This is a genomic window from Bradyrhizobium cytisi (assembly GCF_008123515.1).
GTDB classification, from domain to species: Bacteria; Pseudomonadota; Alphaproteobacteria; order Rhizobiales; family Xanthobacteraceae; genus Bradyrhizobium; species Bradyrhizobium cytisi.
On record NZ_VSSR01000025.1, the window covers coordinates 46129 to 59730 of the forward strand.

15 protein-coding genes are annotated in these 13602 nt (G+C 63.3%); 5 read left to right on the forward strand and 10 right to left on the reverse strand.

Annotated elements, in window-relative coordinates:
- Window positions 1–142: 142 nt before the first annotated feature.
- Window positions 143–1048, reverse strand: a complete 906-nt coding sequence (gene pyrF, locus FXB38_RS16960; protein WP_148752009.1) for an orotidine-5'-phosphate decarboxylase — start codon at window positions 1046–1048, stop codon at window positions 143–145.
- Window positions 1049–1243: 195 nt separating this feature from the next.
- Window positions 1244–1753 carry a GNAT family N-acetyltransferase gene (locus FXB38_RS16965; RefSeq protein ID WP_148752010.1) on the reverse strand — a complete coding sequence of 170 codons (510 nt, stop codon included), beginning with the start codon at window positions 1751–1753 and terminating at the stop codon, window positions 1244–1246.
- A gap of 302 nt (window positions 1754–2055) precedes the next feature.
- Here FXB38_RS16965 and FXB38_RS16970 point away from each other — a divergent pair, with 302 nt between their 5' ends.
- Window positions 2056–2697, forward strand: coding sequence for a glutathione S-transferase family protein (locus FXB38_RS16970; RefSeq protein ID WP_148752011.1), 642 nt, complete (start codon window positions 2056–2058; stop codon window positions 2695–2697).
- 349 nt (window positions 2698–3046) lie between these two features.
- Here the strand turns inward: FXB38_RS16970 and FXB38_RS16975 are convergent, their stop codons facing one another.
- From FXB38_RS16975 to FXB38_RS16990, 4 genes are all read right to left on the reverse strand, one after another.
- The gene (locus FXB38_RS16975) at window positions 3047–6232 is read right to left on the reverse strand and encodes an efflux RND transporter permease subunit (protein ID WP_148752012.1); all 3186 of its coding nucleotides are present in this window, start codon (window positions 6230–6232) and stop codon (window positions 3047–3049) included.
- Window positions 6229–7635, reverse strand: a complete 1407-nt coding sequence (locus tag FXB38_RS16980) for an efflux RND transporter periplasmic adaptor subunit (RefSeq protein WP_148752013.1) — start codon at window positions 7633–7635, stop codon at window positions 6229–6231. The genes FXB38_RS16975 and FXB38_RS16980 overlap by 4 nt, the downstream gene beginning before the upstream one ends.
- Entirely contained in the window at window positions 7632–8039 is a 408-nt protein-coding gene (locus tag FXB38_RS16985) for a FixH family protein (RefSeq protein WP_148752130.1), read from the reverse strand. The genes FXB38_RS16980 and FXB38_RS16985 overlap by 4 nt, the downstream gene beginning before the upstream one ends.
- 97 nt (window positions 8040–8136) lie before the next feature.
- Window positions 8137–8541, reverse strand: a complete 405-nt coding sequence (locus FXB38_RS16990; RefSeq protein ID WP_347340227.1) for a hypothetical protein — start codon at window positions 8539–8541, stop codon at window positions 8137–8139.
- Between the two features lie 175 nt (window positions 8542–8716).
- On the opposite strand from FXB38_RS16990, the gene FXB38_RS16995 reads away from it, so the two are divergent.
- From FXB38_RS16995 to arsC, 3 genes are read left to right on the forward strand one after another with little or no spacing between them, the layout of a single operon-like run.
- Window positions 8717–9079, forward strand: a complete 363-nt coding sequence (locus FXB38_RS16995) for an ArsR/SmtB family transcription factor (RefSeq protein ID WP_148752014.1) — start codon at window positions 8717–8719, stop codon at window positions 9077–9079.
- A gap of 57 nt (window positions 9080–9136) precedes the next feature.
- The gene (locus FXB38_RS17000) at window positions 9137–9838 is read left to right on the forward strand and encodes an aquaporin (RefSeq protein ID WP_148752015.1); all 702 of its coding nucleotides are present in this window, start codon (window positions 9137–9139) and stop codon (window positions 9836–9838) included.
- Window positions 9835–10236 (forward strand): arsenate reductase (glutaredoxin), encoded by a 402-nt coding sequence (gene arsC, locus FXB38_RS17005; protein ID WP_148752016.1) that lies wholly within the window; start codon window positions 9835–9837, stop codon window positions 10234–10236. Before FXB38_RS17000 ends, arsC begins: the two co-directional genes overlap by 4 nt.
- 88 nt (window positions 10237–10324) lie before the next feature.
- Here the strand turns inward: arsC and FXB38_RS17010 are convergent, their stop codons facing one another.
- Window positions 10325–11152 (reverse strand): MBL fold metallo-hydrolase, encoded by an 828-nt coding sequence (locus tag FXB38_RS17010; RefSeq protein ID WP_148752017.1) that lies wholly within the window; start codon window positions 11150–11152, stop codon window positions 10325–10327.
- Window positions 11153–11246: 94 nt separating this feature from the next.
- Here FXB38_RS17010 and FXB38_RS17015 point away from each other — a divergent pair, with 94 nt between their 5' ends.
- Complete coding sequence (locus tag FXB38_RS17015; protein WP_148752018.1) at window positions 11247–12122, forward strand: LysR family transcriptional regulator; 876 nt, start codon at window positions 11247–11249, stop codon at window positions 12120–12122.
- A 37-nt stretch (window positions 12123–12159) separates the two neighbouring features.
- Here the strand turns inward: FXB38_RS17015 and FXB38_RS17020 are convergent, their stop codons facing one another.
- The 3 genes from FXB38_RS17020 to FXB38_RS17030 are packed head-to-tail and all read right to left on the reverse strand — an operon-like array spanning window position 12160 to window position 13583.
- Entirely contained in the window at window positions 12160–12924 is a 765-nt protein-coding gene (locus FXB38_RS17020; protein WP_148752019.1) for a hypothetical protein, read from the reverse strand.
- Window positions 12925–12926: 2 nt separating this feature from the next.
- On the reverse strand, window positions 12927–13124 hold the full coding sequence (locus FXB38_RS17025; RefSeq protein WP_148752020.1) for a hypothetical protein: 198 nt from the start codon (window positions 13122–13124) through the stop codon (window positions 12927–12929).
- 12 nt (window positions 13125–13136) lie between these two features.
- Window positions 13137–13583: a hypothetical protein gene (locus FXB38_RS17030; RefSeq protein ID WP_148752021.1), complete on the reverse strand. Its 447-nt coding sequence runs from the start codon at window positions 13581–13583 to the stop codon at window positions 13137–13139.
- Between the last annotated feature and the right edge of the window lie 19 nt (window positions 13584–13602).

Here is a 13602-nt window from a genome sequence, read left to right on the forward strand (position 1 = left end):
TTCGCTTTGACACGTCGGGCAAAACACTGGCAGAATGGCATCATCGAAAATTCGTAAACACCCGCGCGGAGAAATCCGCCGCGGGTTTTTTCATGCCGGAACAGAGATTGCCGTGATGAGAGGATCGATATTCCGACGCGGCTCAGCCTGCCGCACTCAGGATTGGCTGCACGGCGAGCGTCGCTTTGAGTTGTTCGAGGCGCTCCTTGATGAGCATCTCATAATCACTGAGGGAAATAGCCCGATCCTCGGTCCGTAAGAGGCCACGAGAAACTGGCACGAGAAGATCTTCCGGCCGCGAGCCGCGTAGCGCGTTCAGCGCCGTGGGGTTTCCTCCTTGCGGTCCAAGCCCCGGAGCGAGGATAATGGCGTTCGGCAGAAGGTCACGGAGCCGCTTTCCCTCTTGGGGGGCGGTCGTTCCGATAACCGCGCCCACAGGACTGAGACCCGAGTCCAACGCATGATCCCTGCCGATCGTCGTAATCAAATCGGCCAGCCGGTCAGAAACGAAGCGGTTGCCCGTCATGCGGTCTTGCAGCCAACCTGCGCTAGGATTGGATGTGCGGCAAAGAACGAACAGGCCCTTGCCATATCTGCGAACACACTCGAGGAAGGGCTCCAAAGTATCCGGGCCCATCATCGGGTTGACGGTCAAGCAATCAGCTTCAAAATCGCCGCTGCCCCCTGCATGGGTTGGCGTCAGATAGGCACGTGCATAGGCGGCCGCTGTCGACCCAATGTCTCCGCGCTTGGCATCAAGAATGACACCGACGCCCGCCGCTCGCGCCCGCTTCATCGCAAACGACAATGCACTTAAGCCGGCAAGGCCGTATGCCTCGAAATAGGCCGACTGAAATTTGACAAAGCCTATTTTTCCGACAGCGGTTTCCAGGATGAAATCAAGATAGCGGGGTAGCCAATCAATCCCGTCATTGTTCTGCTCGAAGGCCGCTGGAACATCCGGCAGATAGGGATCAATGCCGAGCACAATGTTTCCGTAAGAACGGACGTTGGCTTCAACTATGCTCGTCCAAGTGTTGGCTGACATCCAATAATCTCCAGGATGCTAAATAGCCGAGCAGCCAGCGCGGGTCCACTCGACCGCGAATTTTATCCCCGGGCTTCAAACCCCGCAAAATGCTTGGGTATTACGGCATTACGGCAGCATTCAATCAACCGCACAATTTAGTGCACTGTCACCGTAACTTCCACCGTAACTTCGATGTCTGCGTCGCAAAATAACTCAGGGCCGCGAGAGATCCTTCGCCATAAGAACTGAGTCGTAGTAGCGGCCAGCTTGCTTCAACGCGTTCTCCTCCACGCCGTACTCGAGGAAGCCCAATCTCGCGTAAAGACTCCGCGCATGTTGATTGTCCACCACAACGCTGAGCTGGATCAGCTCAACCTGCTGACGGGCAAGATTGCATATCGCTTCGACCAAACGTCGACCGACTTTGGCATTCCTTGCGGATGGTCGAACGTACATTCCCCAAAGCGTGCCTTTGTGAGCTTCCTTCTGGCCCTGTTGGACAGCAAAGCCGACAATGCCGAGGAGTTCTGCATCGCGGAACGCGCCGAGCACTATAGAGCTGCCGAGCCGGTCCGAGAACAAGCTCAGCGGCTGGGCATCTTCAACCTCGAAGGTGCGACCGAACGCTTCCGGGTTGGCTTGGAGAGCCTCCAGTCGAATGTCTCGATAGAGGACAGCATCCTCCCGGGCGAGGCGACGTATCTCAATGTCGTCGTCGGTCATCCTTCGTCTTCACCGCCAGGCAGGGAACTTGTGAGTTGCACAGCATAACTTCTGCGACCTCGCAAATCCATAGAAGCTCTTTTGATTTTGGCGCATCGCTTCCGTAGACGCGGTGCAGCTACATGTCAGTTGATGGGGCACCGCGGGCCGCGTCCCGCGGTCGCGTCGGTTGATCGTCTCAGAGTGAAATGGCGGATTACGCTGACGCTAATCCGCCCTACGCACTGTCCGAGCGATAGCAGCATGTAGTAATCTCGCTCGTGCGAATGAAAGCGTTTGAGCCAACGTGAGGACACTCAATTATGCTCACTGTCTATGGTGAAGGTCGTGGGTTCCGTGTCGTTTGGCTGCTCGAGGAATTGGGAGTGGCTTATCGGCTGCGCCCGGTCGATCTGCTCGCCGTCGAGAACGATCCCGATTTTCTTGCGATCAACCCCGCCGGCTTTATCCCGGCGCTACAGGACGGCGAGACGATCATGGTCGAATCGATCGCGATCCTCGAATACCTGCTCGCCCGCCACGGACCGAGCCCGCTCGCCGTCGCCCCGGATGATCCGGCTTTCGCCGCCTATCTGCAATTCCTCCATTTGGGAGAGGCTGGGCTCGCCGGGCCAATGAACGCCGTCTTCGTCGGTCGCGCACTCGCGCCGGAAGCAGAGCGAAACGCCCGGGTGACAAGCTGGGCACTAGAGACCTTTCAGAGCCGGCTGGGGTTGGTCATCCAGCGTCTCTCAAATCGTCCATTTCTCGCCGGAGACCGGTTCACTGCGGCCGACATTTCAGTGAGCTACGCTCTCCTGCTTGGTCTGCGAACCGGCAACTATACCCCGGGCCCGGTCGAGCGGGCCTATCTCGCTCGCACGACGACGCGCCCCGCCTACGCCCGCGCGATGGAAATCTGCCAAGCCACCAAGGCCTGGGCGGAGAGATCGCCGACGTTGTAGAAACAAGTCGTGAATCCATAGAAGGAATTCCCACGAGCGAACGATTTCGGTGACAGTGCATTCTATTCATCCATGCAATTAGTGCACTGTCACCGCAATCGGCGAGCGCCGAGATCGGGCTGAAACCAAAACGCCGGCATATCCGAGCGTCGAGATCGGGCCAGCCCGCACCGGCGACGCGCGCGTCCGAAAGCTAACCCGCGTGCCGTTGCGTCACACCGGCACGTTCAGGAACGGAGATACTTGATCAGCGCAGCGGCTGCGAGGACCAGGACGACGATCGCAAGCAGCCACAGAAGTCCCATTGCCCACATCATCCCCGGCATCATGTCCTGCATCATGGTTCACCTCATTCAGCTGGCTCCGGAACAGGTTTGAGACGTTTGATCGGGTTGCGGACCGGCGGTGGAGCCCGGCCGTCGTCGCGCGGCAGTCCGAAGCCCTTCACCAGGCCGAAGATCGCCGGAATCACGATCAATGTCAGCAGCGTGGAGGAGATCATGCCGCCGATCATCGGCACCGCAATGCGCTGCATGATCTCCGAGCCTGTCCCGGTGCTCCACATGATCGGCAGCAGCCCCGCCATGATCGCGACCACCGTCATCATCTTGGGACGTACGCGCTCCACCGCGCCTTCCATGACGGCATCGTAGAGGTCGCCGCGGGTGAGCGCACGGCCTTCCATGCCGCGCTTGAACCTGATCTCCGCCAGCGCCTGATTGAGATAGATCAGCATGACCACGCCGGTCTCGGCGGCGACGCCGGCGAGTGCGATGAAGCCCACGGCAACCGCCACTGACAAGTTGAATCCCAGCCACCACATCAGCCACAGCCCGCCGACCAGCGCGAACGGGAGCGAGAGCATGACGATCATCGTCTCGGTCATAGATCGGAAGTTCAGGTACAGCAGTAGGAAGATGATGAGCAGGGTCACGGGGACGACGATCTTCAGCCGCGCGGTGGCCCGCTCCAGATATTCGTACTGGCCGCTCCACATGACGTAGTATTCGGCTGGGAAGCGGATGCTGGCTTGCACGGCAGCTTTCGCATCGGCGACGTAGCCGCCGAGGTCGCGGTCACGGATGTCGACGTAGATGTAGGTCGCGAGCTGGCCGTTCTCGGTCCGGATCGAGGTCGGCCCGCGCGCCGGCGCGACCTTCGCGACCTCGCCTAGCGGCACAGCACCGCCGGCGGGCATCGGCACCAGCACGTCGTTGGCGATGGCCTGTGGGTTGTCGCGCAGATCGCGCGGATAGCGCATGTTGACCGTGAAGCGCTGCCGGCCTTCGACCGTCGTCGTCACTGTCTGTCCGCCGAGCGCGGTGGCGATCGTATCCTGCACGTCTTGAATCATGATGCCGTAGCGAGCCATCGCGGTCCGGTCCGGCGTGACCTCCAGATAGTAGCCACCGATGCCGCGCTCGGCATACGCCGAAGAGGTGCCCGGCACCGCCTTGAGGACCTGCTCGATCTGCTTTGCGAGCTTGTCGATCTCGACCAGGTCGGTGCCGATGACCTTGACGCCGATCGGAGTCCTGATGCCGGTCGACAACATGTCGATGCGCGCCTTGATAGGCATGGTCCAGGCGTTCGAGACACCAGGAAACTGCAGCGCCTTGTCCATCTCGGCGATGAGACCGTCGACGGTCATGCCGGGGCGCCACTCTTGCTTCGGCTTGAGGTTGACGATTGTCTCGAACATCTCGGACGGGGCCGGATCGGTGGCGGTCGCGGCGCGTCCCGCCTTGCCGTAGATCGAGGCGACTTCCGGAAACGACCGGATGATCCGGTCCTGGGCCTGCATCAGCTCGCCCGCCTTCGTCACGGAGATGCCCGGCAGCGTGGTCGGCATGTAGAGCAGCGTGCCTTCGTTGAGGTTCGGCATGAACTCCGTGCCGAGTTGGCGCGCGGGCCAGATGCTCGCCGCGAGGGCGGCCAGCGCGAGCACGATCACCAGAATCTTTGCCCGCATCACGCCCTTGATGATTGGTCGGTAGATCCAGATCAGGAACCGGTTGATCGGGTTGCTGTGCTCCGGAACGATCCGCCCGCGCACGAAGATCACCATCAGCGCCGGCACCAGCGTCACCGACAGCAGCGCGGCGGCCGCCATCGAGAACGTCTTGGTGAACGCCAGCGGGCTGAACAGCCGGCCTTCCTGCGATTCCAGCGTGAAGATCGGCATGAACGAGACGGTGATGATCAGCAGGCTGAAGAACAGCGCCGGGCCGACCTCTGAAGCAGCAGCAATCAGGATGTCGATCCGGGATTTGCCCGGTTCGGCGCGTTCGAGATGCTTGTGCGCGTTCTCGATCATGACGATGGCCGCGTCCACCATGGCGCCGATCGCGATCGCGATCCCTCCGAGGCTCATGATGTTGGAGCCGAGGCCCAGCAGCTTCATGGCGCCGAACGCCATCAAGACGCCGACCGGCAGCATCAGGATGGCGACCAACGCGCTGCGGACGTGCAGCAGAAATACGATGCAGACCAGCGCGACCACGACGCTTTCCTCGAACAGCGTGTGCTTGAGGGTATCGATGGCCGCGTAGATCAGGTTGGAGCGGTCGTAGACCGGCACGATCTCGACGGACTTCGGCAGGCTCGAGGCGATCTCCTGGAAGCGCTTCTTGACGTTCTGGATGACCTCCAGCGCGTTGAGACCGAAGCGCTGCAGCACGATGCCGCTGGCGACCTCGCCCTCGCCGTTCAGCTCGGCGATGCCTCGCCGTTCGTCGGGGCCGAGCTCGACCCGTGCGACGTCGCGCAGCAGCACGGGCGTGCCGTTGCTCGTCTTCAGCACGATGTCGCCGAGATCGTTGATCGACTTGATGTAGCCCTTGCCGCGGATGACGTACTCGAACTCCGACAATTCGACCGTCCGGCCGCCCACGTCGGCGTTGCTGGCGCGGATGGCATCGCGCATCTTCTGCATGGTGATGCCGCGGTCGCGCATCCGCTGCGGATCGAGGATCACGTTGTACTGCTTGACGAAGCCGCCGACGCTGGCGACTTCCGCGACGCCCTCGGCCTTGGCGAGGGCGAACTTCAGATTCCAGTCCTGGATCGTGCGCGTGTCGGCGAGGTTCAGCTCCTTGGACATGACGGCGTACTGGTAGACCCAGCCGACGCCGGTCGCGTCGGGACCGATCGTGGGTGTCACGCCGGCCGGCAGGCGTGCGCTCGCGCCGTTGAGGAATTCCAGCACGCGCGAGCGCGCCCAGTAGATGTCGGTGCCGTCCTCGAAGATGACGTAGACAAAGGAGACGCCGAAGAACGAGAAGCCGCGGACAACTTTCGATTTGGGCACGGTCAGCATGGCCGTCGTCAGCGGATAGGTGACCTGGTCCTCGATCACCTGCGGCGCCTGGCCGGGGTACTCCGTGTAGACGATGACCTGGGTGTCCGAGAGATCCGGGATCGCATCGAGCGGCAGATGCAGAAGCGCATAGAGCCCTGCAGCGGCGGCGAAGCCGGTCCCGAACAGCACCAGCAGCAGGTTGCGGGCGGACCAGCCGATGAGGCGGGCGATCATTGCTGCGCTCCCTCCGCGAAGCCCTTCAGTGCGGCCTTCAGGTTGCTTTCGGCATCGATCAGAAAGTTCGCCGAGACCACCACGGCGTCGCCCTCCGCAAGGCCGTCCCGGACCTCCACGAAGCCGCCGCCACGATTGCCGAGCTTGACCTCGCGCGGCTCCAGCCGACCCTGCCCCCTATCGACGAAAACGGCCTGCCGGCTGCCCGTGTCCATCACGGCGCTCTCGGGCACTGTGAGAGCGGCCTCACCGCTGCCGGTGTCGATCTCGGCGTCGACGTACATGTCGTGCAGCAGGATCAGGTCCGGATTTTGCAGCTCGATCCGCACGCGCGCGGTCCGGGTCTCCTTGTTGATCTCGGGATAGATCACCTGGACCTTTCCAGTGAACTCGCGGCCCGGAAAGCTCCGCGCCTTCACCGTGACGGGCTGGCCCTTGGCGATCATGCCCAGATCGCGTTCGGCGACGTCGATCAGGGCCCATACCATCGAATGGTCGGCGATCCGGAACAGGACCCCTCCAGGCTGCACGCGCATGCCCTCGATCGCATTGCGCTCCAGCACGATGCCGTCGCGCGGCGAAGTCCACGCGATCGAGGTCGGCACAGTTCGGCTGTTCTCGATGGCGGCAATGGCGCTCTCCGGCACGTCCAGGTTCATCAGCCGCTGCCGGGAGCCGCGTCCGTACTGGACGTCGCCCGCCGTCGTCTTCGAGGTGATCGTCGCGAGGTACTCGGCCGCCGCCGAGGAAACCGACGGGCTGTAGACCTCCATCAAAGGCTGGCCCTTGACCACATGCGATCCGGTCGTCACGTCTGCGACCTTGAGGATGAAGCTCTCCGAGCGCATGGCGATCACGGAAATCCGCCGCTCGTCGAGGGCGATGGTGCCCGGCGCTCTCACGATGGTCCGGATCACCCGTCTCGCTGCGGGCTCCGACTTGACTCCGGTCCGCTGGATCTTGCCGGGCGACAGCCTGACGGAGCCGTCCTCGCTGTCCTCGCCTTCATAGACGGGGATGTAATCCATCCCCATGGAATCCTTCTTCGGCGTCGGCGAGGTGTCCGGCAGGCCCATGGGATTGCGGTAGTACTTGATCTTGCGCTCGCCGCCGGCGGTTGCCGCCGGCGGCGGGGCTGCCGCCTGCTCATCGTCGAAGCTGATGTCGGCGCCAGCCGGCACAGGCCGGTAGTCCCGGCCGTCCGGCGTCTTTCTCGGCACAAGCGAATACGATGCCTTGCCGTCCGGATCCTGGTAATAGATCGGCGCGCCGCTCTCTTCGGCCGCAGCCGGGCCGATCACGGCGACCGCTCGCGCCGCCGGCCGCTGCGGGCCGACGACGAATGCGATGCCCGCCGCCGCGATCAACGCGGCGGCCAGGCTTGCAGTGAGGGCGCGGGTCATTTCTGCGCCGTGATGACGAGCTTGTTCTCGACGCTGCCGGTCTCGCCCTGGATCTTGGCGCCCAGAGAAAGCTGCCAGCGTCCCGCCATGCCCAACGTCGCCTTGAAGCGGTAGGTGCCGGGCTCCGTCCCCGGCATGGGCGTGACCTTGGTCGCCATCTCCTGCATGCCGTCCGGAGCCATGTCCAAGCGGCTGGCGAAGATCACGGCATCCGGTACCGGCTTGCCGGTCTTGGTGTTCACGAGCCTGACGGTGATGACCTTGTCGGGCCCGGCCTGAACCGACTGATCGACGAGCTCGAACTTGTAGTCCTTGATGTCGGCCAATGCGGCCGTGCTGGTGCCGCCGATGGCGGCAGCGATCAACGCCGCCCGGACGGCGCGCGCGAAGCTAAACGTCTTCATTTTTTCTGTGTCCTCGATGTCCTGGAATCCGCCGCCGAGGCGGCGTGCGTCATCAGCGCGCGCAAGCGCACCGATGCAGTCGGCGCCTAGGCGCCGCTCAGGCCTGGGTTCGAGGTGGCTGCTCGGGAGGCGGACGGTCGAGGCCGTCACCAAGCACGTCATCCGTGACGAAATGGGCGGTACGGACGGCGTACCGCAGCGGGAGGGCGGCGACTATGGACGGTCCAGCCTGCGCCGTCTTCAGAATGCACATCGCCACGAGCGGGCAGTCCTGACAGCCTGTGCTCTTCTGCTGGTCGGGACAGCAGGGCATGTCGGCCGACATCGACTGCATGTTGTCGGAAGCGGCTGCCGCCTGCGGTGCAGCGACGGCGGGCAACGACAAGGGCGCGACCATAAGTCCCGCCGCCACCGCGAGCGCGATCAGCCACTTGAATGTCTTCAGCGGACCCATGTTCCCCTTTTCGCACGTCAGCAGCAGCCGTGCAAATCGTCGATTCATCACGATTGCGCCAGATTTGCCGTGGTTTGCGTGGTGCCGAGCCCAGTAGCGACAGCAAGCGAACCGGTCGCCTGGCCCGGAGGAACCTGCTTCATGAACAACCGCAACCCGCCTCGACACGACCAAAGAGATTTCCGGATTGACGCTTCGCCAATAATTCCATAAGTCTGGATATATGGAATCAGAAGAAGCCGTCCTCGCGCTCGCCGCGCTGGCGCAATCGACCCGCCTGGAGGCGTTCCGGGCGCTGGTCGGGCACGAGCCCGATGGCCTTGCGGCCGGCGACCTCGCACGCCTGCTCGAAGTGCCGCCGAACACGTTGTCGGCCCATCTCTCGATCCTGACGCGCGCCGGCCTCGTGACATCAGAGCGGCACAGCCGGTCGATCGTCTACCGCGCCAACCTCGCCGAATTCCGCGATGTCGCGGTTTTCCTGCTGCGTGATTGCTGCGGCGGACGGCCGGAGGTTTGCGAGCCGGTCGTCGAAAGCCTGCAAGCCTGCTGCTCTCCAAAGCGAAAGGGGAAAGTCCGTGCCTGACCAGAGGTTGATCGATGCCTTCGAAGGCGTGCTGCACCCGACGCCGAAGGCCGGCTGATGGATAATTTCGATCTTTCGCGGCGCCTTGCGGCCGAAGCGCTCGGCACCGGCATTCTCGTCGCCACGGTGGTCGGCTCCGGCATCATGGCGGAGACGCTGACCAAGGACGTCGCGCTTGCGCTTCTCTGCAACACCTTGCCGACCGGTGCCATTCTGGTCGTGCTCATCACGGTGCTCGGTCCGATCTCCGGCGCGCATTTCAATCCGGCGGTTACGCTCGTGTTTGCCGGTAAGCGCGAGCTGCCGGTGAATGAGGCCGCTCTTTACGTGATTGCGCAGATCGCCGGCGGCATCGCGGGGACGATGGCGGCGCATCTGATGTTCGGACTGCCCCTGCTCGATGTCTCGACCAAGGTTCGAACCGGAGGGCCGCAATGGTTTGCCGAAGCCGTCGCCGCGTTCGGGCTGGTCGCAACGATCCTCGCCGGCATCCGCTTTCAGCGGACGGCGGTCCCCTGGCTGGTCGGCCTTTACATCACCGCGGCCTATTGGTTCACGGCCTCCACGTCGTTTGCCAATCCTGCGGTGGCCATCGCGCGGTCGCTGACCAACACATTCTCGGGCATTCGTCCCGCTGACCTGCCCGGATTCATCCTCGCGGAACTCTGCGGAGCGTTCGCCGGCCTGCTGTTGATGAACTGGCTGCTCGGACATTCGCGCGCGCCAGCCCCTCTCCCGATCACGGAGCCCCTGCAATGAGCGTCACGATTTATCACAACCCCGATTGCGGCACCTCGCGCAACACGCTGGCGATGATCCGGCAGAGCGGCGTGGAGCCCGTCGTCATCGAATATCTGAAGACGCCGCCGGCACGCGAAACGCTCAAGCAACTGATCGCGGCGATGGGAATATCCGTCCGCGCATTGCTGCGCGAAAAGGGAACCCCCTACAAGGAGCTCGGCCTCGCCGATCCCAAATGGTCCGATGACGAGCTGATCGATCAGATGCTCATGCATCCCATCCTGATCAACCGTCCGATCGTGGTGACGCCAAAGGGTACGCGCTTGTGCCGACCTTCGGAGGCCGTCATCGATCTTCTGAGCAATCCCGTCGGCCGCTTCGTGAAAGAGGACGGCGAGGTGGTCGAAGCGCGATAGCTGCGGCCCGGCGGTCCGAAGTCCGATCTGCGTTTCAAAACCTTGGCGCCACTGCACTGCAAGGTTCGCCTCTGGAAGACTGCGCTGCTCAATGCGCGCCGCACCGACAGGTCTCGTAATCCACCGGATCATGGCTGTTGAAGATCGTCACGCGGCTGCCGTGGCTGAGCTTCAGCTCGCGCAGCCGGGCCTGATTGGCGATGCGGGCGTTGCGGTCCATGTCGACGCGGCGCTGGAAATAGCGAAGCACCAGAGGCGCGCGCGGTGAGGCGTCGAGCTGGGCGTGATGGAAATAGCTGTCGCCGGCATGCAGCAGCCATTTGTCACCGCTGCGAACCGCGATGCCGCAATGGCCGAGCGTGTGGCCGGCGAGCGGAATCATCAGGATGTCCGCTTCCCGGTCGCCGAGCGCGCGCACGCCCTTGAAGCCGAACCAGTCCTCGCCGGCCTCGCCGTAGAAAGACCAGCTCGGCCCGTGGCTCCATTGCCCGGTGACATAGCGCCCTTCGGGCGGCGCGGGCTTTCGCAGCACCGCCATGTCGTATTCGGCGCGATGAACGTGGATCGCGGCATGGGGAAAGTCGGGCACGCCGCCGGCGTGGTCGCGGTCGAGATGCGTCAGCAGCACGTGGCGAACGTCGGCAGGCGAATAGCCGAGCGCTTTCACCTGCTGCACGGCCGTCTCCGCCGGATCGAGCTTTGGCGCGGTCTGCCGCAGCCAACGTTTGCCGAGCCTTTCGGGCGTGGCGATATCGCCGACCCCGATGCCGGTATCGACCAGAGCGAGGCCGTCACGGGTCTCGATCAGCAGGCAATGGCAGACCATGCGGGCGCGCTGGAACAGGCCGCCGGTGCCGTTCACCAGCCGCCGGCCCATGGGACACATCGTGCCGGTGTTGAGATGATGGATTTTCATGGGTGACGCTCGCCTGTTGTGAACAGAGCGTTCTTGTCATTATCCTATCCATAGGTAAAATATCGAATATTGATATTATATATAGGCTTGGACTATGGACATTCGCGAGCTCCGCTACTTCGCCGCCGTCTACCGTGAACGCAACCTGACGGCCGCCGCGCGCACCTGCTTCGTGTCGCAGCCGTCGATCTCGACCGCGATCACCAATCTGGAGGCCGAGCTCGGCACCACGCTCTTCATTCGGCACAAGAAGGGGGTGGCGCCGACCGCCTCGGCCGAGCAGTTTCATGCGCTGGCCCGCCGCATCATCGACGAGGCCGAGGCCGCGCGCAGCCTGTTCCGCAAACCCAGCACCAGGACCAATCTGACGCTCGGCCTGATGCGCACGCTCGACGTGCCCCGGACCATCGCGCTGCTGAAGCCGCTGACGTCACGCAGCGACATCGCGCTCCGACTCGTCGGCCACGACGAGCGCGCGGATGCAAGGATCATCTCGAAGAGCATGCTTGGGGATGACGAGCATTTCGTCCCGCTGTGGAGCGAGCGGTATGTCGCGGCGCTGCCGCCGTCGCATCCGCTGACGCTGAAGGAGCGGCTCCGCGCCGCCGACCTCGCCGAATTCCCCATGATCGACCGCTGCCATTGCGAGCAGAGCACGTTCTTCGGTCGCACCGCGCAACGGCGCCCTTCCGCGGCGATCGCGCAATCGGAGGATTGGGCGATGGCGCTGGTCGCGGCCGGCATCGGCATCGCCATCGTCCCGGAGGGCGTCGCCAAGGGCCATCCTGACGTCGCCATCCGGGAGATCGAGGTGAAGGTCAGGCGCGAGGTCGGGCTCGCCTATCGCGCGTCAGTGCCGCTGGCGGATGCGTTGAAGGATTTCGTCGGGAAGCTTCGGAAGCAGCGGATCAAGCCCAATCGGAGCGAGCCTCGCCCCGCTGCGCGCAAGACTGCCGGCCGCGGACGTTGATCGCGCGGGGATCCCGCCCTCGGCGACTGGCAACAAGCTATCCAAGCAAGCCCTTCAGACCGGCATAGATCGAGCCGACGGCCGTTGCGGCGACGCCTGCGAGCGGGCCGACGGTCTGCATCAGGTCCTGAATCAGGCGGGCGCGGCGGCGGAGCTGCTCCTCACCGACATGCTGCCCGAGCAGACGCGCCATCCTGAAGGCAAATGCGTTCGGTTTGCCTCCCTGGCTGAGCACGCGCGGCAAGACCTGGAAGATCACGACTCCCAGAATGTTTCCGGAAACGAAAGCGAGAAGGATGCTCGCACCGTATTCGAACACTTCGCGCCATTCGACCCACACCGCCGGCAGGATCGGAACGCCGTCGTGGATGCCGGTGACCGTCAGCATCGCGAGGATGCTGATGGTCGCAGCCAGGAACGCCAGCACGAACGCGCCGAGTGCGGAAACCCTGTGCAGGGGATATGCGAGGAGCCCGAACAGAAGCGGGACGATGATCGACGCTATCCGGAGCGGGATCGGCGAGAGATTGAACGTGATCGTCACGAGAAAATGCGTGACCGTCAGCAGCATCGACGGAATAACGACGTAGAGAACCGCGTGCGTTCCGAAATATCGCAGCGGATTTCTCTGTCGTTCAAGCCGGATGTTGACCCGATCGAGATCGCGCCTGAGCTTGTCGAGCTCGGCAACGATCTCCTCGATCTCGACAAGCGTCGGCCGCACGACGCGCAGGTCGCGCGAACAGTGCTTGCACGCGATGGCCTCGTCCTTGATCGTCTCGGCGCAGAATGGACATTCCATGGCTAGCGCGACTTCCTGCGCTGCATGATCGCTTCCATCTCCTCTCTGGCCTGCCTCAATTCGGCACGCAGGGCGTCCCGCTTGCGCAAGAGATCGTCGCGCTCGGCGATCAGCGTCGCGGGAACGGCGACGTCACGCCCGCACGACGCGCAGATCAGGGCGCCCTCCAGATTTCCGGATTGGCAATAGGGACATTTCACCTCAACGACACCTCATTTGGGCGCTACCTTCAAGGTGAAGATGCTCGTGCCGGGCCGTCCATCGCTGTCCTTGATGTCGACGCGAACCATGTATTCGCCCGCCGGCAATTCGGCATCCTGTATGTTGATGCCGCTGGCCTCGACAAACGGTTTGACGCGCGCCGTCAGATCGACGTTCGGCGTCCGCAGAAACATCACCTTGACCGAATCCGGATCGATCCTGGCTCCGCCAAAGGACTCGAACTTCAAGACCAGGTGCACGGGCGAGCTGACCGAATCGCTCGGCGAAACAAATTCGACCTTCGGCCCGCGCAAGATGCCGCGCCGGTCGGTCGCGACTGCACCCTTTGGGGGCGGCAGCTTCGCTTCCTCTTCGGTGATCAATTGTGTCGCTGCTCTCGCCGCTCCCGAAAACAGGAGACCTGCGGCGATCAGCGCCGGCAAGATATTCCGTTTCATCTCAGTTCCAACCCTCTTC

Excerpts from the sequence above, each read along its gene's own strand:
- FXB38_RS17030 (WP_148752021.1), bottom strand. The coding sequence starts at position 13,583 with ATGAAACGGAATATCTTGCCGGCGCTGATCGCCGCAGGTCTCCTGTTT.
- pyrF (WP_148752009.1), bottom strand. The coding sequence starts at position 1,048 with ATGTCAGCCAACACTTGGACGAGCATAGTTGAAGCCAACGTCCGTTCT.
- FXB38_RS16970 (WP_148752011.1), top strand. The coding sequence starts at position 2,056 with ATGCTCACTGTCTATGGTGAAGGTCGTGGGTTCCGTGTCGTTTGGCTG.
- FXB38_RS16990 (WP_347340227.1), bottom strand. The coding sequence starts at position 8,541 with ATGAATCGACGATTTGCACGGCTGCTGCTGACGTGCGAAAAGGGGAAC.
- arsC (WP_148752016.1), top strand. The coding sequence starts at position 9,835 with ATGAGCGTCACGATTTATCACAACCCCGATTGCGGCACCTCGCGCAAC.
- FXB38_RS17015 (WP_148752018.1), top strand. The coding sequence starts at position 11,247 with ATGGACATTCGCGAGCTCCGCTACTTCGCCGCCGTCTACCGTGAACGC.
- FXB38_RS17010 (WP_148752017.1), bottom strand. The coding sequence starts at position 11,152 with ATGAAAATCCATCATCTCAACACCGGCACGATGTGTCCCATGGGCCGG.
- FXB38_RS16985 (WP_148752130.1), bottom strand. The coding sequence starts at position 8,039 with ATGAAGACGTTTAGCTTCGCGCGCGCCGTCCGGGCGGCGTTGATCGCT.
- FXB38_RS17000 (WP_148752015.1), top strand. The coding sequence starts at position 9,137 with ATGGATAATTTCGATCTTTCGCGGCGCCTTGCGGCCGAAGCGCTCGGC.
- FXB38_RS16995 (WP_148752014.1), top strand. The coding sequence starts at position 8,717 with ATGGAATCAGAAGAAGCCGTCCTCGCGCTCGCCGCGCTGGCGCAATCG.
- FXB38_RS16965 (WP_148752010.1), bottom strand. The coding sequence starts at position 1,753 with ATGACCGACGACGACATTGAGATACGTCGCCTCGCCCGGGAGGATGCT.
- FXB38_RS16975 (WP_148752012.1), bottom strand. The coding sequence starts at position 6,232 with ATGATCGCCCGCCTCATCGGCTGGTCCGCCCGCAACCTGCTGCTGGTG.
- FXB38_RS17020 (WP_148752019.1), bottom strand. The coding sequence starts at position 12,924 with ATGGAATGTCCATTCTGCGCCGAGACGATCAAGGACGAGGCCATCGCG.
- FXB38_RS16980 (WP_148752013.1), bottom strand. The coding sequence starts at position 7,635 with ATGACCCGCGCCCTCACTGCAAGCCTGGCCGCCGCGTTGATCGCGGCG.